This window comes from Blastopirellula marina DSM 3645 (genome assembly GCF_000153105.1).
Taxonomy (GTDB): domain Bacteria; phylum Planctomycetota; class Planctomycetia; order Pirellulales; family Pirellulaceae; genus Blastopirellula; species Blastopirellula marina.
In genome coordinates, this window is sequence record NZ_CH672377.1 from 1,680,494 (window position 1) to 1,696,144 (window position 15,651).

The 15,651-nt window shown below is 57.4% G+C and carries 8 protein-coding genes and 1 tRNA gene; 4 read left to right on the forward strand and 5 right to left on the reverse strand.

What is annotated here, in order from left to right; all coding sequences use genetic code 11:
- Positions 1 to 543: 543 nt before the first annotated feature.
- The gene (locus DSM3645_RS29035) at positions 544 to 3,978 is read left to right on the forward strand and encodes a tetratricopeptide repeat-containing glycosyltransferase (RefSeq protein ID WP_237564938.1); all 3,435 of its coding nucleotides are present in this window, start codon (positions 544 to 546) and stop codon (positions 3,976 to 3,978) included.
- A 65-nt stretch (positions 3,979 to 4,043) separates the two neighbouring features.
- Here DSM3645_RS29035 and DSM3645_RS26020 read toward each other — a convergent pair whose 3' ends face one another.
- From DSM3645_RS26020 to DSM3645_RS26035, 4 genes are all read right to left on the reverse strand, one after another.
- The gene (locus DSM3645_RS26020; protein ID WP_002655640.1) at positions 4,044 to 5,993 is read right to left on the reverse strand and encodes a tetratricopeptide repeat protein; all 1,950 of its coding nucleotides are present in this window, start codon (positions 5,991 to 5,993) and stop codon (positions 4,044 to 4,046) included.
- Positions 5,890 to 7,608: a tetratricopeptide repeat protein gene (locus DSM3645_RS26025; protein WP_040353031.1), complete on the reverse strand. Its 1,719-nt coding sequence runs from the start codon at positions 7,606 to 7,608 to the stop codon at positions 5,890 to 5,892. Before DSM3645_RS26025 ends, DSM3645_RS26020 begins: the two co-directional genes overlap by 104 nt.
- Positions 7,609 to 8,412: 804 nt before the next feature.
- A complete protein-coding gene (locus DSM3645_RS26030; protein ID WP_002655642.1) occupies positions 8,413 to 8,886 on the reverse strand; it encodes a DinB family protein in 474 nt (157 codons plus the stop codon).
- Positions 8,887 to 9,069: 183 nt separating this feature from the next.
- Positions 9,070 to 9,142, reverse strand: a tRNA-Ala gene (locus tag DSM3645_RS26035).
- Between the two features lie 203 nt (positions 9,143 to 9,345).
- Here DSM3645_RS26035 and DSM3645_RS26040 point away from each other — a divergent pair.
- Entirely contained in the window at positions 9,346 to 10,413 is a 1,068-nt protein-coding gene (locus DSM3645_RS26040) for a lysylphosphatidylglycerol synthase transmembrane domain-containing protein (RefSeq protein WP_002655644.1), read from the forward strand.
- Positions 10,414 to 10,432: 19 nt separating this feature from the next.
- Here the strand turns inward: DSM3645_RS26040 and DSM3645_RS26045 are convergent, their stop codons facing one another.
- On the reverse strand, positions 10,433 to 11,437 hold the full coding sequence (locus tag DSM3645_RS26045) for a hypothetical protein (protein ID WP_002655645.1): 1,005 nt from the start codon (positions 11,435 to 11,437) through the stop codon (positions 10,433 to 10,435).
- Positions 11,438 to 11,565: 128 nt separating this feature from the next.
- Between DSM3645_RS26045 and DSM3645_RS26050 the strand changes: the two genes are divergently transcribed.
- Complete coding sequence (locus DSM3645_RS26050; protein ID WP_002655646.1) at positions 11,566 to 12,141, forward strand: macro domain-containing protein; 576 nt, start codon at positions 11,566 to 11,568, stop codon at positions 12,139 to 12,141.
- Positions 12,142 to 12,281: 140 nt separating this feature from the next.
- Positions 12,282 to 15,644 carry a PSD1 and planctomycete cytochrome C domain-containing protein gene (locus DSM3645_RS30100; protein ID WP_002655647.1) on the forward strand — a complete coding sequence of 1,121 codons (3,363 nt, stop codon included), beginning with the start codon at positions 12,282 to 12,284 and terminating at the stop codon, positions 15,642 to 15,644.
- Positions 15,645 to 15,651: the final 7 nt, after the last annotated feature.

Consider the following 15,651-nt stretch of genomic DNA (forward strand, 5'->3'; position numbering starts at 1 on the left):
AGCAAAAGCATGATCTAAGAAATGAAAGCTCTCGTTGCTTCATTCTAGCTCTCCACAGAGCCGGGTCGAACGGACTTTTGCTCCTCCTCCACACGCAACATAAGCCACCTCCATCCTGGGCGGCGAGCATTTCTTGACCTAAAATGCCGGCTTTCGAACAAAAAATGTGCATGCGTTGCTTATTTGCTGCGCTAAAGCGCACGATCACTACATGCTCCCCGGAACCTTTCCCCCCAAACCGAACAGAATAGCGATGACCGCTATGGTTGTTGATCGCGTTATTCCTGGTCAATAAGGGGCTGGTTACGGGGTTTGTAGCGGATACGAACAACTCCACCAAAAGAGTTAGTTCTTGGCCCATCGTTTGCTTTACGCATCTTCTGTTGCGGAAAAGATACCTACTGGAACATTTGAGAGGGCGAAACCATGTCTCGGGCCGGATCTAGGAAACACTCATCGAATCGTATAAGGCAAATAGCGATTGCCTTCGCAGCAATCGCGGCGATTACGTATGTCTTGTACAGAACAACCTTTTCCATAAATATGGAAAGTTATTACTCACTCTCCGCTTCACTTCTACTATTAGGCGCCGAGTGCTGGGGCATTCTCTTAATGTTCCTCTACTTCTTTCAAATTTGGGATTCCTCGGATCCGGATCCCGTCCCCCCGCTGAAGAACCGCACCGTGGACGTCTTTCTGCCGACGTATAACGAAGACGTGCAGTTGCTGCGTGGTTCGATTAACGCGCTCAATCAGCTCGACTATCCCCACACGACGTACGTTCTGGACGATGGCCGCCGCGCAGAAGTGGCGGAATTGTGCCGGGAAATGGGGGTCGAATACATTTCGCGCGAAAACAATATGCACGCCAAAGCGGGCAATTTGAATAACGCGTTGGATCGCACAAGCGGCGAGTTTGTCGTCATTTTCGACGCCGACCATGTTACACGTCCCAACTTCATTTCGCGAACGCTCGGCTATTTTGCGGACGAGAAGCTCGCGTTCGTACAGACGCCCCACGCGTTCTACAACTTCGATAGCTTTCAATCGCATATCGATTACAAACGCGGCATTTATTGGGAAGAAGGCCAGCTCTTCTACAACGTTATCCAGCCTGGCAAGAACAACTGGAACGCCAACGTCTTTTGCGGCAGCGCCGCGATCTTTCGTCGTTCGGCGTTGCAAGACGTGGGACTGATCGCGACCGAGACAATCACCGAAGACATGCACACCGGTCTGCGAATTCACGCCAAGGGCTGGAAATCGCTCTTCGTGAATGAGCGCATGATCTCGGCTCAGGCCGCGCCAGATATCACGACGTTCACTTCGCAGCGACTTCGTTGGGGCGAGGGAAATCTGAGCATTTTCGCCTACGATAATCCGCTAACGATGAAAGGTCTGACGCTCGGCCAACGCTTGAACTACCTGGGTTCGATGCTCGGCTGGACGACGGGCCCCGCCAAAGCGGTGTTGTACGCGACTCCGATCTTGATGCTGTTTACCGGCGTTTCTCCGGTCGGGCAGTTTAGCATCGCGCTTGGTTTGATCACGCTTTTCTATATGCTGACAACCTTGTGCGCGGTCAAAATCGCCAGTGATGGTTATGGCCGACTCTGGGATATTGAAGTTCAGGCCATGACCAACTTTTGGATTCAATGCCGCTGTTTGACGCGCGCTTTGTGGCAACGTGGTCGCGGCAAGTTTGTGGTCACCAGCAAACGGGGTCGCCAAAGCGCCAACATCACCGCGTTGATCGCGCCCCATATTGTCTTGATCGCACTAGGAGTCAGCGCGATCGCTTGGGCGACGGCGAAGATCTTTCTCGGCGTCAGTTCGGACTATTTTGGTCTGATCGTGGGGGGAGCCCTGATTGCGATTCAATCGATGATGGCCTTTCAGGTCATTCGGAAATCGCTGCGCCCGGCCGACAAACGCTTCTCATGGCGCCATCCTACGAATGAAGTCCACGTCCGTTACCAGGCCGATGCCCTTGCGGGACAAGCGGTTAGCCTGGACGTCAACGAAACCGGTCTGGGCGTCGTCGTCTATCAAGCGCTCCCCGTCGGCTCGCACGTCGACCTGACGCTGTCGACCACGCAGCGCACCCTGCGCTGCCAAGGGGAAGTCCGCAGTTGCCAGCAATTCAACGGCGGGCGAACCGGGCTCCAAGCGTATCGGATCGGCTTTAAATTCGTTGATCTGACCGGTCAGGCAATGAGTGACCTTTGGTCGATTTCGGCGGAAACCGCCGTGGAGAGACAATACCAGCGATTGGACGCACGGTTCTCACAACCGCTCGATCCGAAGACTTGCCGTTTGCCGCTGGAACTCGCCTGCGACGCGGCTTCGCCGGTGGTAGCGACCGCCGTGTCGAGCACCGTAGAAGACAACTCGCTCCTATTCGAATCGAAGAGCTTGCTACCGCTGAACGAAGAGCAATATTTCCGGATTGACTCGCCGGCTGGACAACTGACCGGCCGAGGCAAACTGGAGCAGACGCCGAAGCTGCACGAATATCGACTCTTTTTTAACAAGTTCGATGGTCAATCGCGCAGTATTCTGAAAAGCATTCTGACCCTGGGAAGCGAATCAAACGTCGCGAAAGTGGTCAATCCTATCGCTACCAGCACGCGGAGCCCGCTGCTCCGACCGGCGATTGAATCGGGTTGGCTGGCGCTTGCCGCTTCGGTGCTTTGCATCGCTTCGGCCTGGTATCTCTGGAACGACAACTACTTCCTCTCCTATATCGCGCAGAGCGAAACGCTCACAATCGAGGATCAACGACGAGCCGATACCATTCTGACCAAGCTGCTTACTTCCCAAGACACGCTCCACAATCCAACCGTCCTATTCGACGCCCGAGCGGTGTTAGAAATGATGGGCGACTCGGATCGCTTGGCGAAGTTGGAGGAGTTAATCCTGGCGGATTATCCGCGCAATACCGGCTTGAAGCTGGCACGCGCCAACCGTTTGCTAAAGACCAAGCAGACGTCCGCAGCGCTGGCCGAGTTCAAAGCGATTGAAACCGATCTGAACTCCGGCATCTTGTCAGGCACGCCCGAGGAACAGATCAACACTTTCCTAGGAACGGCTCGCAGCGCCAGCGATTTGAACGACATTCCCCTCGCGATCGCCGCCTACCAACAGGCGCTCGATCGGCGGCGCGACCCACAAGCAGCCCTGGAGTTAGCCAATCTGCTTGTCGATCAGGAAGCGTATGACGACGTGCGACGCCTGCTGTCGATTCTTCCGGGTGGATATGAGTCGCGCCTGATTCAGGCTCGTCTCGATTTTGCCGATGGAAATATCGATCAGGCGTTAACTTCCCTGGAGACTTTAACGAATGAGCATCCTACCGACCACCTGACGCGTCGGCTCTATGCCGAATCGTTGGCGCAGACTGGACAGTCCGATCTGGCGATCATTCAGTTCCAAACGCTGGTCCAATCCGACTACGAAACGCAGGCGATTCAAAAACGTGTCGCCGATCTCATGATCGCCGACGGACGTTTCGCAGAAGCGGCGCCGATCCTTGACCAACTGGCGATCGACGCCGTACAGGATGACCAGTTTTGGGCGACCTATGTAACCGCCGTACGTCGGCTGAAAAGGTTAACGCCGACGACCCAAACGACGATCGACGAGATCTATCAACAATTGGTGACGATCGAAGGATCCTCGCTAGATCTGAAAGCGGAGCTTGCCGAATACTTTGCGAACGCCGGCGCCGGCGACAAAGCTTCACGCTTACTAGCGCTCTGCGTAAAGCAGGTTCCAGAGAACTTGGCGATGCGAAAGCGCTACGCCGAAGTGCTGCATGACGCAGGGCAGTTCGTCGCGGCCGATGAGCAATATCAATTGTTGCTCGACGCCTCGAAGGGGGGTCTGCCGGAGCTCAAGCCGGTGAACGGCGAAAAGGTTTCAACTCCGCCGAAACGTCGCCCAGTGATCTCCTTGGCTCACGGCCTGTTGCGATAGTCGCCGCGGGTGAGCTTAGATAACCAACGCAAAGGGTCTCCCTGAAACAGGGAGACCCTTTTTTATTAGGGAAACCACAAAATGAGATAGGCGTAAGCGATGTCATTGTTGTAGACGCCTGATCGAGTCAGGTGCGCCTCGGCGCCAGCCCCCAGACAGCCATAGATATCGCAGTACCCCTTCACGCGGCCGATGTTGTAGAACTGGCCTTGCGAGTCCCACTGGGCGCGATATTCGATCGACGCCCAGCGCTGCGGCGCTCCGTCAAAGTAAAAACGACTGAAGTGATGCTTCCACTCAAACCCTAGGCTGACTTGCGAAAAGCCGGACGGAGCAAAATAAGGATGGACGGTGCCAAAAATGCCTGGCCCGGGACCAAAGATCGAATCTTCGTCAAACGACAGGAAGTCATAGTCGGCCATCATGTTCAATTCGTTCGGCGCTTCGTGCAAACGAATCTTGTTATGAACGAAGAAGTCATGACGGAAGTTGTGATCCGAATAGCCGATGAAGCGGTACTGGGATTCGACATCCCACCGCGAAAGCGGTTTGACGTGACCCGACAAGCGACCGCCGCCCATGTAGATGTCTTGGCGAATCGATTCGCTATTTTCGGCGACGTTCTCTAAAAATCCGCCGATCCCAACCTGAGCGTCGCAGCAGATATCCCAGTTGACGCCGACGTCGAACACCGGCCGCGATTTGAAGCCTTCGTCAAAGGTTTGCACGTCCATTTCGGCGAAGTAGGTGAAATCTTCCAAAAACCGGTCATAGATGCCGGCGCCAAAAGAGTTGCCTAAAACAGTTCCGGTCGTTTTCGGATCATAGACCAGGTGAGAGTACTCAAACCGGAGGTACTCGTCTTCGTCGCCAAACGGGATCTCGGCGCCCCATTCAAAGTTCAAACGATTGATATTGGCCAAACCGTTACGTCCGCTCTGCCCGAAGTAGAGGAAGTCAAAAGTCCCCCGCGGCTCCAACTTGCGTGAAGTCCCTTCCATCGCGATGCCCGCCGCGTAATGGCAAGGATTTACATCTAGCAACTGCGAATAGGCGCCCATCGCCGCACGGGTGCGATTTTTGGTCGAGTATTGCTGTCCCAAGTCAAAGTAGGCGTCTTGATTAGAAGGTTCGATCGAAATCAGACTTTGATATTCGCCGATCGCTTTGGTAGGGCGCCAATCTTTCCAGGCCTTCGCTTGGCGTTCTACCGAAATTGCGCCGGTCAAGTCATGCGACTCGTAACGGCTCGGATCAATTGAAAGCGACGGTCCGATCATCGGCGGGCTATGCGGAATCGGCGAGTGTCGCGGCGCTTGCTCTAGGAGTACGGCGTAAGCGCCGTCCCCTTGGACGCGTCCTTCGGTCGCATACATCAAGCGCGCCGCTTCCCGCTGAGCGGTGACAAAATTCGGCATGTCCCGGCTCAGATTGAAGTAGACCTCTTGCGAGTCGTGATACCGTCCCATTTGGTTGAGCACGCGTCCCAGCCCGATTCGCGCCCTCGCGTTGGTTGGCGACATGGTCAGCACGCTTCGATAAAGATCCGCCGCTAGAACGAACATCTCTTCGTTGTTGGTCGAGACGTAGGCGTCGGCCAGGCGAACGATAAACGCCAGCTGATCGCCGCTCATCGCCCGCGCTTGCTCGAGAATCTCCACGGCCAACTGCGGCATGCAATCCGACAAGGCCTCGTCCGCAACACGGACCGCCGTTCCCAGCGATTCGCTGCAGAGCACCATCAACTTGACCTTGGCGCCTTCGGCGACCATCGTATCGCCAGCGACGCAAGCGGCCTGGTACATCACAAAATAGCCGCGCGGCAATTGCAGTTTCGACGCTGGCTCAAAGTTCCGCAGCAACTCCATCGCTTCGATCGACTGTCCCTTTTTGACCAGCAAGTAGGCATGTTCAATTCGGAGCTGCGACATCAGCAAACTCTCGAAAGGCCGGGTCGCACGCAGTTGATCGATCAGCGCGACGGCTTCGTTGTATCGATGCTGCTTGATCAACATGCGGAGATACGCTTCGTAGCCAAAAAACCACGCCGGGGTTCTTGTTCAGGATCTCGCGATAGAGCGATTCGGCCCGTCCAAATTCTCGTCGATCGACGTGCAATTGCGCCAAGCGAAACTTGGTCCCGAGTTTGTCAGGATAAGCCATCAAGTACGAAGCGAGCACGCTTTCGGCAAAGTCGTATTGCCCTAGCTCTTGGAGAGCGCGGGCTTTGCCATAGACGGCGCGGGCGTTTTCGGAGTCGATCATCAGCGTTTGTTCGAAGTCCGACAACGCTTCCAGATAGTTGCCAGAGCGATACATGATCTCGCCCATCAGCAGCGTACGCTCCCATTCCGGAATGACGCCGCAAAACTCTTCCATCGCCTGCAACGCCACCGGCAGCTGAAACTCGCCCACGCGAGCGCGAATCAGCAGCGTCAAGATCTGGGCTTCTGGTTCGATAAAGCGGGCCGCTTCTTCAAGCAAACACAGGGCCGCTTGAAAACGTTCTTCATCCAACAGCTCTTCGCCCAACTCTAAAATCGTCGGAACGTTCTGCGGATCGAGCTGCACATAGTGGTTCACCATGTTCCGCATCGATTCAAAACCGCCAACTGTCGCATAGCAGCGAAGCGCCAGCTTCAGACCGTCATGCCCCAACACGTCCGTTTCCATTAGCGGAATGAGCAGCTGAATCGCGCCGGCCGGATCATTCAAATCGTATAGTATCGTTGCAGCGGAAACGCGGTTCGCATTCCCGAGATTGGCCGAACGCACATACTCGTTGAAAGTTTCCATCGCCAAAACGCGGTTGCCGGTTTGCAGATAGATGGACGACAATCGCAACGCCGTCGAAATGTCGCTGGGATTTTGCTTGAGCTGTTGCTGCAGCAATTCGGACGCTTCCTCCAACTGATCTTTACCGACCAACAAATCGGCCAGCGCCGAGATCGCTTCGATATTGCCGGGATCGAGTTGACCCACGCGGCGATAGTTGGTGACCGCTTGATCCGTTCGTCCCAAACGGGCCAAGATGCCGGCATACTCCAAGCGACCTTCCACGTCGTTAGGAAAGACCTCCAACAAGGCCTCGAAACGCTCTACCGCTTGCGGAAGATCTCCCAAAGCGACCGAGTTGCGGGCCGACTGAATCAATATCTGACGTTGCGTATCGTCTCCCTCGGGAGCGCGCGGCGTATCGATGCCTTCCATCGGCCGGGGCGGGGGAATCTCGTTGGCAGGCGGATCGACCTGGGCGGCGACCTGGTGCTGTTTGATCAATCCAGGCGCCGACTGGCGCAAGTCCAATTTCAAAGGACGGATTGTCGGACCCGTCGCCTCCGGATCCGATACGCTCTCTCGCTTCTCTTGTTGCGGCGCAACCAGTTCAAATTGCACCGGCTTAACTGGGCGAGATTGTTGAGTCGCGTCCCCGTCCGCATTTTCCTTGTTTAGTTTTCGCAGCGGATTGACCGGTGCATTCGCGGCGGTAGGCCGCGGCAGATTCGTCGCGGCCGCTTTTGACTTGGGGGCGACGTATTGGTAGAGGCCAGTTGATTGGGCCGCATCCCGGGGCGGCGCAGCGACGACAGTCTTCGCTGACCAGAGCGCCCCCAAGCTGACGACGGTCAAGAAACAGCAACCGGCGAAGAGGAATCGGACGCCACGGTTCTCACCGGATCTTTTCGCACAAAGAGTCTGCTCGTGCCGAACTTGTCGATGTGAAGAATCGAAGTTCATTCGTTCACCCCAAAAACCAGTGAGAAAGATGGTTGCGCATTTCAAGTAAAATGACCTCGCTTACCAGCGAAGGGAAATGTGATTTCCACCGGTTGAACGTGATCAATCCAAATAACAGATAGCCACTTGGCGTTCATTCAAGCCCGTCCCAAAACGGGCACAATGCAATTTCCAAGACCATCAGTCTCAGACGATGCAATTCGGACCAAACGCAAAACCGAGCTATCCGTCCTTTGTTTCGACTGTCAATTACCACCAAATAAGGGTTTTTGGGGCGAGATATCAGAGTTCCCTGATTTTTTGGAGATCCGCCGATTGAGGGGATTTTGCGCCCTTTAGGAGGCGATGTACGTGTACTGTTCTTACCGTAGAGGCCTGGCAGAATAATCGGAACGACCAGCCCAGGCTTTTTTATCCACCCATCTCAACACCGATGCTTGCAACCACACCCCGCCAATGCGGCAATCCGCAATACCCACACAGGGGTTTTCGCAGGCGTAAAACCAAAGCGGTGACTCCAGCAAAAACGCGTGGTTAAGAGGAACGCGAAGCCGATGTCTGGGGTCACAAGACGAGGAGCTAGGCGTTGCAGAGCGACTCAGAGAATCGCTAAATCTAGTGACCTATCGGAGCGCGTGAACGGTCGCCGCAAAAGGCAGGGAGAACAGCCTGGGAGGCTTGCGGAGCCCCTTGCACTTAGCTTCGTCGCGCCCACATTTTCCGCAGCAGCCAGATCTCTCCTTTGTGCGACGCTTCGTCCTGAAAGCCATGCAGGATCATATGCCGCGCGGTTCGGTCGGGGCGCTGCGGCAGCGGTTGCGATAGATCCTCTTCACTCAGCTCGGCCAACATGCCGCGGAGCCGCGCATGTTGCGACTGCAATTGTGCAACGACTTCGGCCAACGGGGGAAACGCGTCGGCTGGCGTTTCACCAGGACGGCTGTCCCAGCCAAACAGTTCGATCCAGTCTGGCGGCGCAATCGGCTCGCGGCCAAGCGGCTCCATCGTGAGTCGTTCAACGACGACATAGCAATGTCCGGCATGCCACAAAATCGAGTTCGCCAAAGTTGGTGCGTGCCAGTGCGATTCGGCGTCGGTAACCCCTTCCAATTGTCGCAGCGTCGAGCCGCGCACTTCGTCCAGCATAAGCAGCAGCGACATATCGGACATTTGCCTAGGATCCTTTCGACCGAGAGAACGTTTCCGCCTTCGCTTTGGCCTGACAGCCGGCCAAGCTAGCGGATGTCGACGGCTGCGTTTCTACTGGCCTATACAATCGGCGCCAACTTCGAAACTTTTCCGCAAAGCGCATAAAAAAAGGCCGTCTGCGAATGATCGCAAACGGCCTTGAAGTGGAGGATACAGGGATCGAACCTGCGACCTCTTGCATGCCATGCAAGCGCTCTCCCAGCTGAGCTAATCCCCCGGCTATATTTGTGCTAAGCTCTTTGACCTGAATCATTGGAAGCAACGATTCAGAGCAGCGACTTCGGAAAGTACCTCACGTCGTCCGCAAGTCCAGCGACAAAGAACTAAAATTATCAACCGATCCGGCCAGTGTCAAGGACGCAGTGCGATCCTCATGACCGTCGGCAAATTTGTTTAACTCGTTACGTGGACAGACTTTCCTTGAAGAAGACCCTTCTGACGCTGCTGAAGTTCGCGATTCCGGCAGGAATTTTGACCTATTTGATCCGTGATCTGGTGGTCAACCACGGCGACGAATTGCTGCAGATCCGCGATTCACCCAAAAATTGGGGGTTGCTGACGCTGGCGTTTGCGCTGGCGATGACGGCGCTCATTTGCACGTTTCTACGGTGGCGCATGCTGGTCATCACGCTGCAAATGCCGTTTCGGGTGACCGACGCGTTGCGACTCGGGTTCCTCGGCTTCCTGTTCAACTTTGTCGGCGCCGGCAGTGTGGGGGGAGATTTGTTCAAGGCGATCTTTATTGCCCGCGAGTATCCGCAAAATCGGGCCGCCGCCTTCGCCACGGTAATCGTCGATCGCATGATCGGGCTCTACGCACTGCTGGTCGTAACGTCACTGGCCACGCTCGCAATCGATCGCACCGTCGCTGACACGGCGATGCTGACCGTATTGAACATTATCTATGGCCTAACGATCGTCGGCGGTCTCGGCGTCGGCATGATCTTACTGCCGGGCTTCACGCGGGGGAGCGTTTCCGAGCTGCTCCGCAACCTGCCAAAGGTCGGTTCTAAAATTGGCGAGCTGATCGACGCAGTCCGTCTCTATCGCCGTCAACCGCTGGTCCTCACGGTGATCGCCGTGATGAGTCTGTCGATTCACGTCCTGTTTGCGATGTCGGTCTATTGCATCGCTCACGGCCTGTTTACCGAGGCTCCGACTCTAATAGAGCATCTGGTGATCGTCCCGTTGTCGATGGTCTTCGCCGCGTTACCAATCGCTCCCGGCGGGATGGGAACGTTTGAACTGGCGATGAACTACTTGTACCAACATGTGCCGACTCCGCCGGCCGCCGAAGGAATCGGCACGATCGTGGCCCTCGGCTATCGCGTGATCACCATTTTGATGGCGCTGGTCGGAGTCGTCTACTATTGGTTCTACCGCAAAGAAGTCGGCGTGCTGATGCACGAAGCGGAAGAAGAACAAGAGCACGAGCATGAGCGCGAAGCGTACGTCGATATCTCCACCGAAAGCACGCCGGCCGAGTGACGCGGCGAAACTTCGTCCCCTATTTCGTCGTCACGTCCAAGTGTGACAACACTTTTTCGAGATAGTTGACCGGCATATACGTTTCGATCTCTTCTTCGGCAGACGCCTGCTGCACTTCGGCGGCCGGTTGCGGCTGGTACGGTTTTCCGTCCACTTCCACTTTTCCCCCTTCGCGTTGAATAGAGGGCGCCGTATTGTCGAGCAAGTCGCTTTGCTTGATCGAAACCTGGCAATAGCCTTCGCTCCGCAATTGCGCGACGCCGTTGTTGCCCAGCAGCGCCCCCGTCACGTCAACCCGTGATGCGCCCCCGATCGAGACGCCGCTGCGTCCGTTGCCGCGAGCCGTGATCCGCTTCAAACCGACCTCAAACGCATTGTCGTGCGCGTTGATGCCGTCCAGCTGAAAGCCTTGCACGATCAGGTCGCGAATTTCCAGATACCGGACGTCGTACAGCGTGATGCCGACGGTCAGGCCGGTATAGGTCAGACGATACCCGCCGAGCCCTAGATTCTTCTCGCTCTTGAAATAAATATGGTCGTCAAACAGCGCCCACTCCAACGGCTGCATCGCGGCGAGATCTTCTTTCGTCCGGATCGCAGCTTTCTCAAGCGGCTTGTCATCCATAAACAAAATGTTGAACGCTTTCCGCCAAGGGCTAAAGCGATATAAGTCGTCCCCGACCACTTCCCAAGCGTCAACCGGCACCAGAGCGGCACCGTCCAGCGTCGCGCCGTTCCCTTCCAGCACAAAAGGGCTGCCGGGAAATCCGCTATGATGGGCCGCTTGGAAGGTGATTGATTCGCGATAAGCGACGCCGGTGTTCTTCAGCACGATATGATCCCCTTTTCGCGCCACGCGCAGCGCTTTGGCGATTGAGCGAACCGGGCCGTCGGCGTTGACGCCTAGCTCCGGCATCGTTCCGATGTGATGATCATCACCGCGAATGTTGTCGACATAGATATCACGGGCCGCTGCGACGCTAGCAAGCAGCGCAATTCCCAAGATGGTCAGGCAAAATCGCATATCGACGTTTCTCGTTTCCTGCTGGCGAATCTAGTTCGGATCATCTTTCTCATCGGCAGAAATTTCGCTTCGACCCAATTAAGTCTTAAAATAGACTCAATCAAACCGACCAGCGCAGGAGAAGTTTAATGGAGCGAAGATGGGGAAACCAGCGGATTGAGCTGGCAATCGGCGACATTACCGACCAAAACGTCGACATTGTCGTCAACGCGGCCAATAGTCGGCTCGCCGGCGGCGGGGGTGTTGATGGCGCGATCCACGCAGCCGGGGGGCCAGCGATCATGGAAGAAACGCGGCGGCGATACCCTGACGGATGCCCCACCGGCGAGGCAGTGATCAGTTCGGCCGGCAAGCTTTCGGCGCGCTACGTAATCCATGCGGTCGGCCCCATCTGGCAAGGAGGCGGCGCCGGCGAAGAGAAACAGCTAGAAGCCGCCTACACGCGATGTCTGGAACTTGCCGCCGCGCATGACGCAACCAGTATTGTTTTTCCTGCGCTCAGTTGCGGCGCGTACGGCTATCCGCTCGATTTGGCGGCCCGCATCGCGCTGAAGACGGCGATCCGCTGGATCCCCTATCACTCGCAACCGCGACTGATCCGCTTTGTCCTCTTCAGCGAAGGGCCCTACAGCGTCTTTGCCGCAGCGCTGGAAGAATTGACTGGGGAAAGCGGAAAACCTCGCTGCAACGAAGACGCCTTGTAACGGCGTCGCGCGATTTATTTTGCCGCGGGAATACGCTTTGACCCTGCCGTTCTAGGCGGCTAGGATGAGGGAAACCGGCGCCTGCTCGCTGGTTCCCGCCTCTTCCTGGTGCTCCTTCCTCCCGCCCGACGAGTCGCCGCATGTCGCGTCGAAATATTGCCTTGCTGCTGGTCATGTTGGCCGCGTCGTTGACAACGCGAAGCCAGGCCGCCGATCAACCGCAAGAGTTCCCCCCAGCCGACGTCGAGTTCTTTGAAAAAGAAGTCCGTCCGATCCTGGTGCGGCACTGCTATGAATGTCACAGCGCCGAAGCGGAGGAGCCCGCCGGCAATCTGCGTCTCGACTCGCGCGCTGCGATTTTGGGGGGCGGCGATAGCGGCGCTGCGATCGAAGTTGGACAGCCGGACGAAAGCTTATTGGTCGACGCGATCAACTGGGGCGATCTCTACGAGATGCCGCCAAAGTCCAAGATGTCGGACGCCGAGATCGCGACGCTGACGCGGTGGGTCCAGATCGGCGCTCCCTGGCCTCAAGAAGCAGGTCCCGCGTTTGTCAGAAAAGTATTCGATATCGACGCACGCAAATCACAACACTGGGCCTGGCGCCCGCTCGCTCATCCGCTTCCCCCCAAAGTGTCGCATGCTGATTGGCCGCAGGACAACATCGATCGCTTTGTGTTGGCGAAGCTCGAGCAACACAAGATCACGCCCAACGAGCCGGCCGATCCCCGAACCTGGCTGCGCCGCGTTTACTTTGACCTGATCGGCCTGCCGCCGGCTCCGGCGCAGATCGACGCTTTTCTGGCCGATCCATCTCGAGATGCGAAAACGCAGGTCGTCGATCGTCTGCTCGCTTCGCCCCAGTTTGGCGAGAAATGGGCGCGCCATTGGCTCGACCTAATGCGCTACGGCGAATCGCGCGGCCATGAGTTTGACTATGATATTCCCAACGTCCACGAGTATCGCGACTATGTCATCCGCGCCCTAAACAACGACCTGCCGTACGACCAGTTTGTGATCGAACATCTTGCCGGCGATCTGCTAGAACAGCCGCGTCTGCATCCCGACGAACGATTCAACGAATCGATCCTGGGAACCGGCTTTTGGCATCTGGGCGAATGGGTCCACTCGCCGGTCGACATTCGCAAGGACGAAGCCGATCGCTTTGACAACATGGTCGACGTGATGGGCAAGTCGTTCATGGCGCTGACGATCGCTTGTGCGCGCTGCCATGATCACAAGTTCGACGCGATCTCCCAGGCCGACTACTACCGCCAATTCGGGTTCCTGCAAAGTTCCGAGTATCGCCAGGTCCGTTTTGAAACGATGGAGCACAACGGCCAGGTCGCCGCGCAATTAGCACAACTGGACGAACAAACACGCGCCGCGCTGACCAAAGTGCTCGATGAATCGGCCAGCGCCCGTCAGACGAAGTGGAAGTCGCTTTACTTGGCTGCTCGCACCGTCATCCAAACGCCAAACGCGGATCGCACCGCGATCGCCGAGAAGCACGGCGTCTCGGTCGAGCAGCTTTCCGGCTTGGTTCGTCAACTGCAACAAGCGGCTGGCGAATCACAGCATCCGCTGCATCCGTTCGGAAAATTGGCCGCCATGGCCGACGATCAGCGAACCGAAACGCTGCGTTCGTTCGCAGAAGAGCCCAAGGCGCCAGCGCCAGTGCTCTTTGATTTCGCTCATGCCGACGAAAAACAATGGCGCACCAACGGCTATGCGTTTGGCCTGGCGCCGCAGCGGATCGGCCAGTTGCAACTGTCGACCGATGGCATGCCGATCGGCGTTCGCACCGCTGGCGCCGCCGTGCGTGACGTGCGATGGAACAAGCTCGGTCGCGCCAAAGACGTCCAGCACGAACAAGGCAAAATCGCCAACTGGGATCAGGCCGGCCGCACCGTCCGGACGCCCACGTTCGAGCTGACCGATGGCCGCGTCTATTATCTGGTCCGCGGCAGCGGTCGCGCCTTCGCCGTGATCGACTCCCATCGCATGATCAACGGTCCGCTGCATGGCGCGTCGCTCCATACTTGGAAACAGGACGCCGCCGCTGGCCCGCAGTGGATCACCCATGACCTGCGCGACTACCAAGGACATCGCATCCACTTAGAGTTCTCGCCCGAGGGGGACGAGCCGCTCGAGATCTTGCAAGTCGCCGAAGGCGCTGCGGCGCCGCGCTATGACGCGCCCACGACGGTTCCCCTGGCCGGAATCGTCCTCGATCCAAACGACGACTCTCAACAGCCGAGCGACGCACGCCTGGCGAACGCTTTCGCCGATTTCCTCAACCGCGCCGCCGCATCGATCGGCGATTCCGCCCAGCCGGCCGCAGCGCTGCTGGCCGATTGGCTTGTCAAAAACCGCAGCCTGATTTTCGACCATGATCGTGACCTCGATATCCAACTGCGTCAGATCGCCGAGAATCACAAGACCCAAGAAGCCGAGCTGGTCCAACAAATTCGCTTTCGCTCGCGTTTGGCGCCGGCCATGTGGGATGGTTCTGGCGAAAACGAACGCGTGATGATTCGCGGCGCGACGAAGAACCTGGGTGACGAAGCGCAGCGCGGGCTGCCGGTCGCGCTGGGCGGCAGTCACGAGTTTGACGCGTTGGGAAGCGGCCGCTTGCAGATGGCCCACGAGATGATGTCGCCCGACAATCCATTCGCATCGCGCGTGATCGTCAATCGACTCTGGCATCACCTGCTGGGTCGCGGCATCGTCGCGTCGGTCGACAACTTCGGCGTCCTCGGCGAAGAGCCGACCCATCCCGAACTGCTCGATTATCTCGCCACCGAATTTATCGCCGACGACTGGTCGCTGAAGCGGATGATTCGCCGCATCGTGCTGACGCAAACCTACGCGATGTCGAGCGAACCAGGCGGCGCCGAAGAGACGCTCGATCCCCAAAACAAGCTGCTGCATCGGATGCGGATTCGGCGCTTGACCGGCGAAGCGATTCGGGACGAAGTCCTTGCGATCAGCGGCCGCATCGATCCGCAAATGTACGGCCCGAGCGTGCCGACTTACCTGACCGAGTTCATGCAAGGTCGCGGTCGTCCGGCCAGCGGCCCGATCGACGGCGCCGGCCGCCGCAGCGTTTACCTCTCGATCCGCCGCAACTTCCTCTCCCCCACGATGCTGGCCTTCGACGTGCCGCAACCGGCGTCGACCGTCGGCCGCCGCAACCAATCGAACGTCCCGGCCCAAGCGCTGATCTTGCTGAACGATCCGATGATGTACGCCGAAGCGCAGCGCTGGGGCGCCCAAGTCGCGCAAGACCAAGCGCCGCGCACCGAGCGGATCGCCGCGATGTTTGTCACCGCGCTCGGTCGTCCTCCTTATGACGAAGAAGCGGCCGCCGCAGACGCTTACTTTGCCGAGCGAGCCGAGCAATTGCAGCTTTCCGCCGCAGCGGCCGACAATAACGCCGAGATCTGGGGGGATCTGGCCCATGCGCTGTTCAACGTTAAAGACTTCATTTACATCCGCTAAGCCGGGC

Excerpts from the sequence above, each read along its gene's own strand:
- DSM3645_RS26020 (WP_002655640.1), bottom strand. The coding sequence starts at position 5,993 with ATGTTGATCAAGCAGCATCGATACAACGAAGCCGTCGCGCTGATCGAT.
- DSM3645_RS26050 (WP_002655646.1), top strand. The coding sequence starts at position 11,566 with ATGGAGCGAAGATGGGGAAACCAGCGGATTGAGCTGGCAATCGGCGAC.
- DSM3645_RS26030 (WP_002655642.1), bottom strand. The coding sequence starts at position 8,886 with ATGTCCGATATGTCGCTGCTGCTTATGCTGGACGAAGTGCGCGGCTCG.
- DSM3645_RS26045 (WP_002655645.1), bottom strand. The coding sequence starts at position 11,437 with ATGCGATTTTGCCTGACCATCTTGGGAATTGCGCTGCTTGCTAGCGTC.
- DSM3645_RS30100 (WP_002655647.1), top strand. The coding sequence starts at position 12,282 with ATGTCGCGTCGAAATATTGCCTTGCTGCTGGTCATGTTGGCCGCGTCG.
- DSM3645_RS29035 (WP_237564938.1), top strand. The coding sequence starts at position 544 with ATGGAAAGTTATTACTCACTCTCCGCTTCACTTCTACTATTAGGCGCC.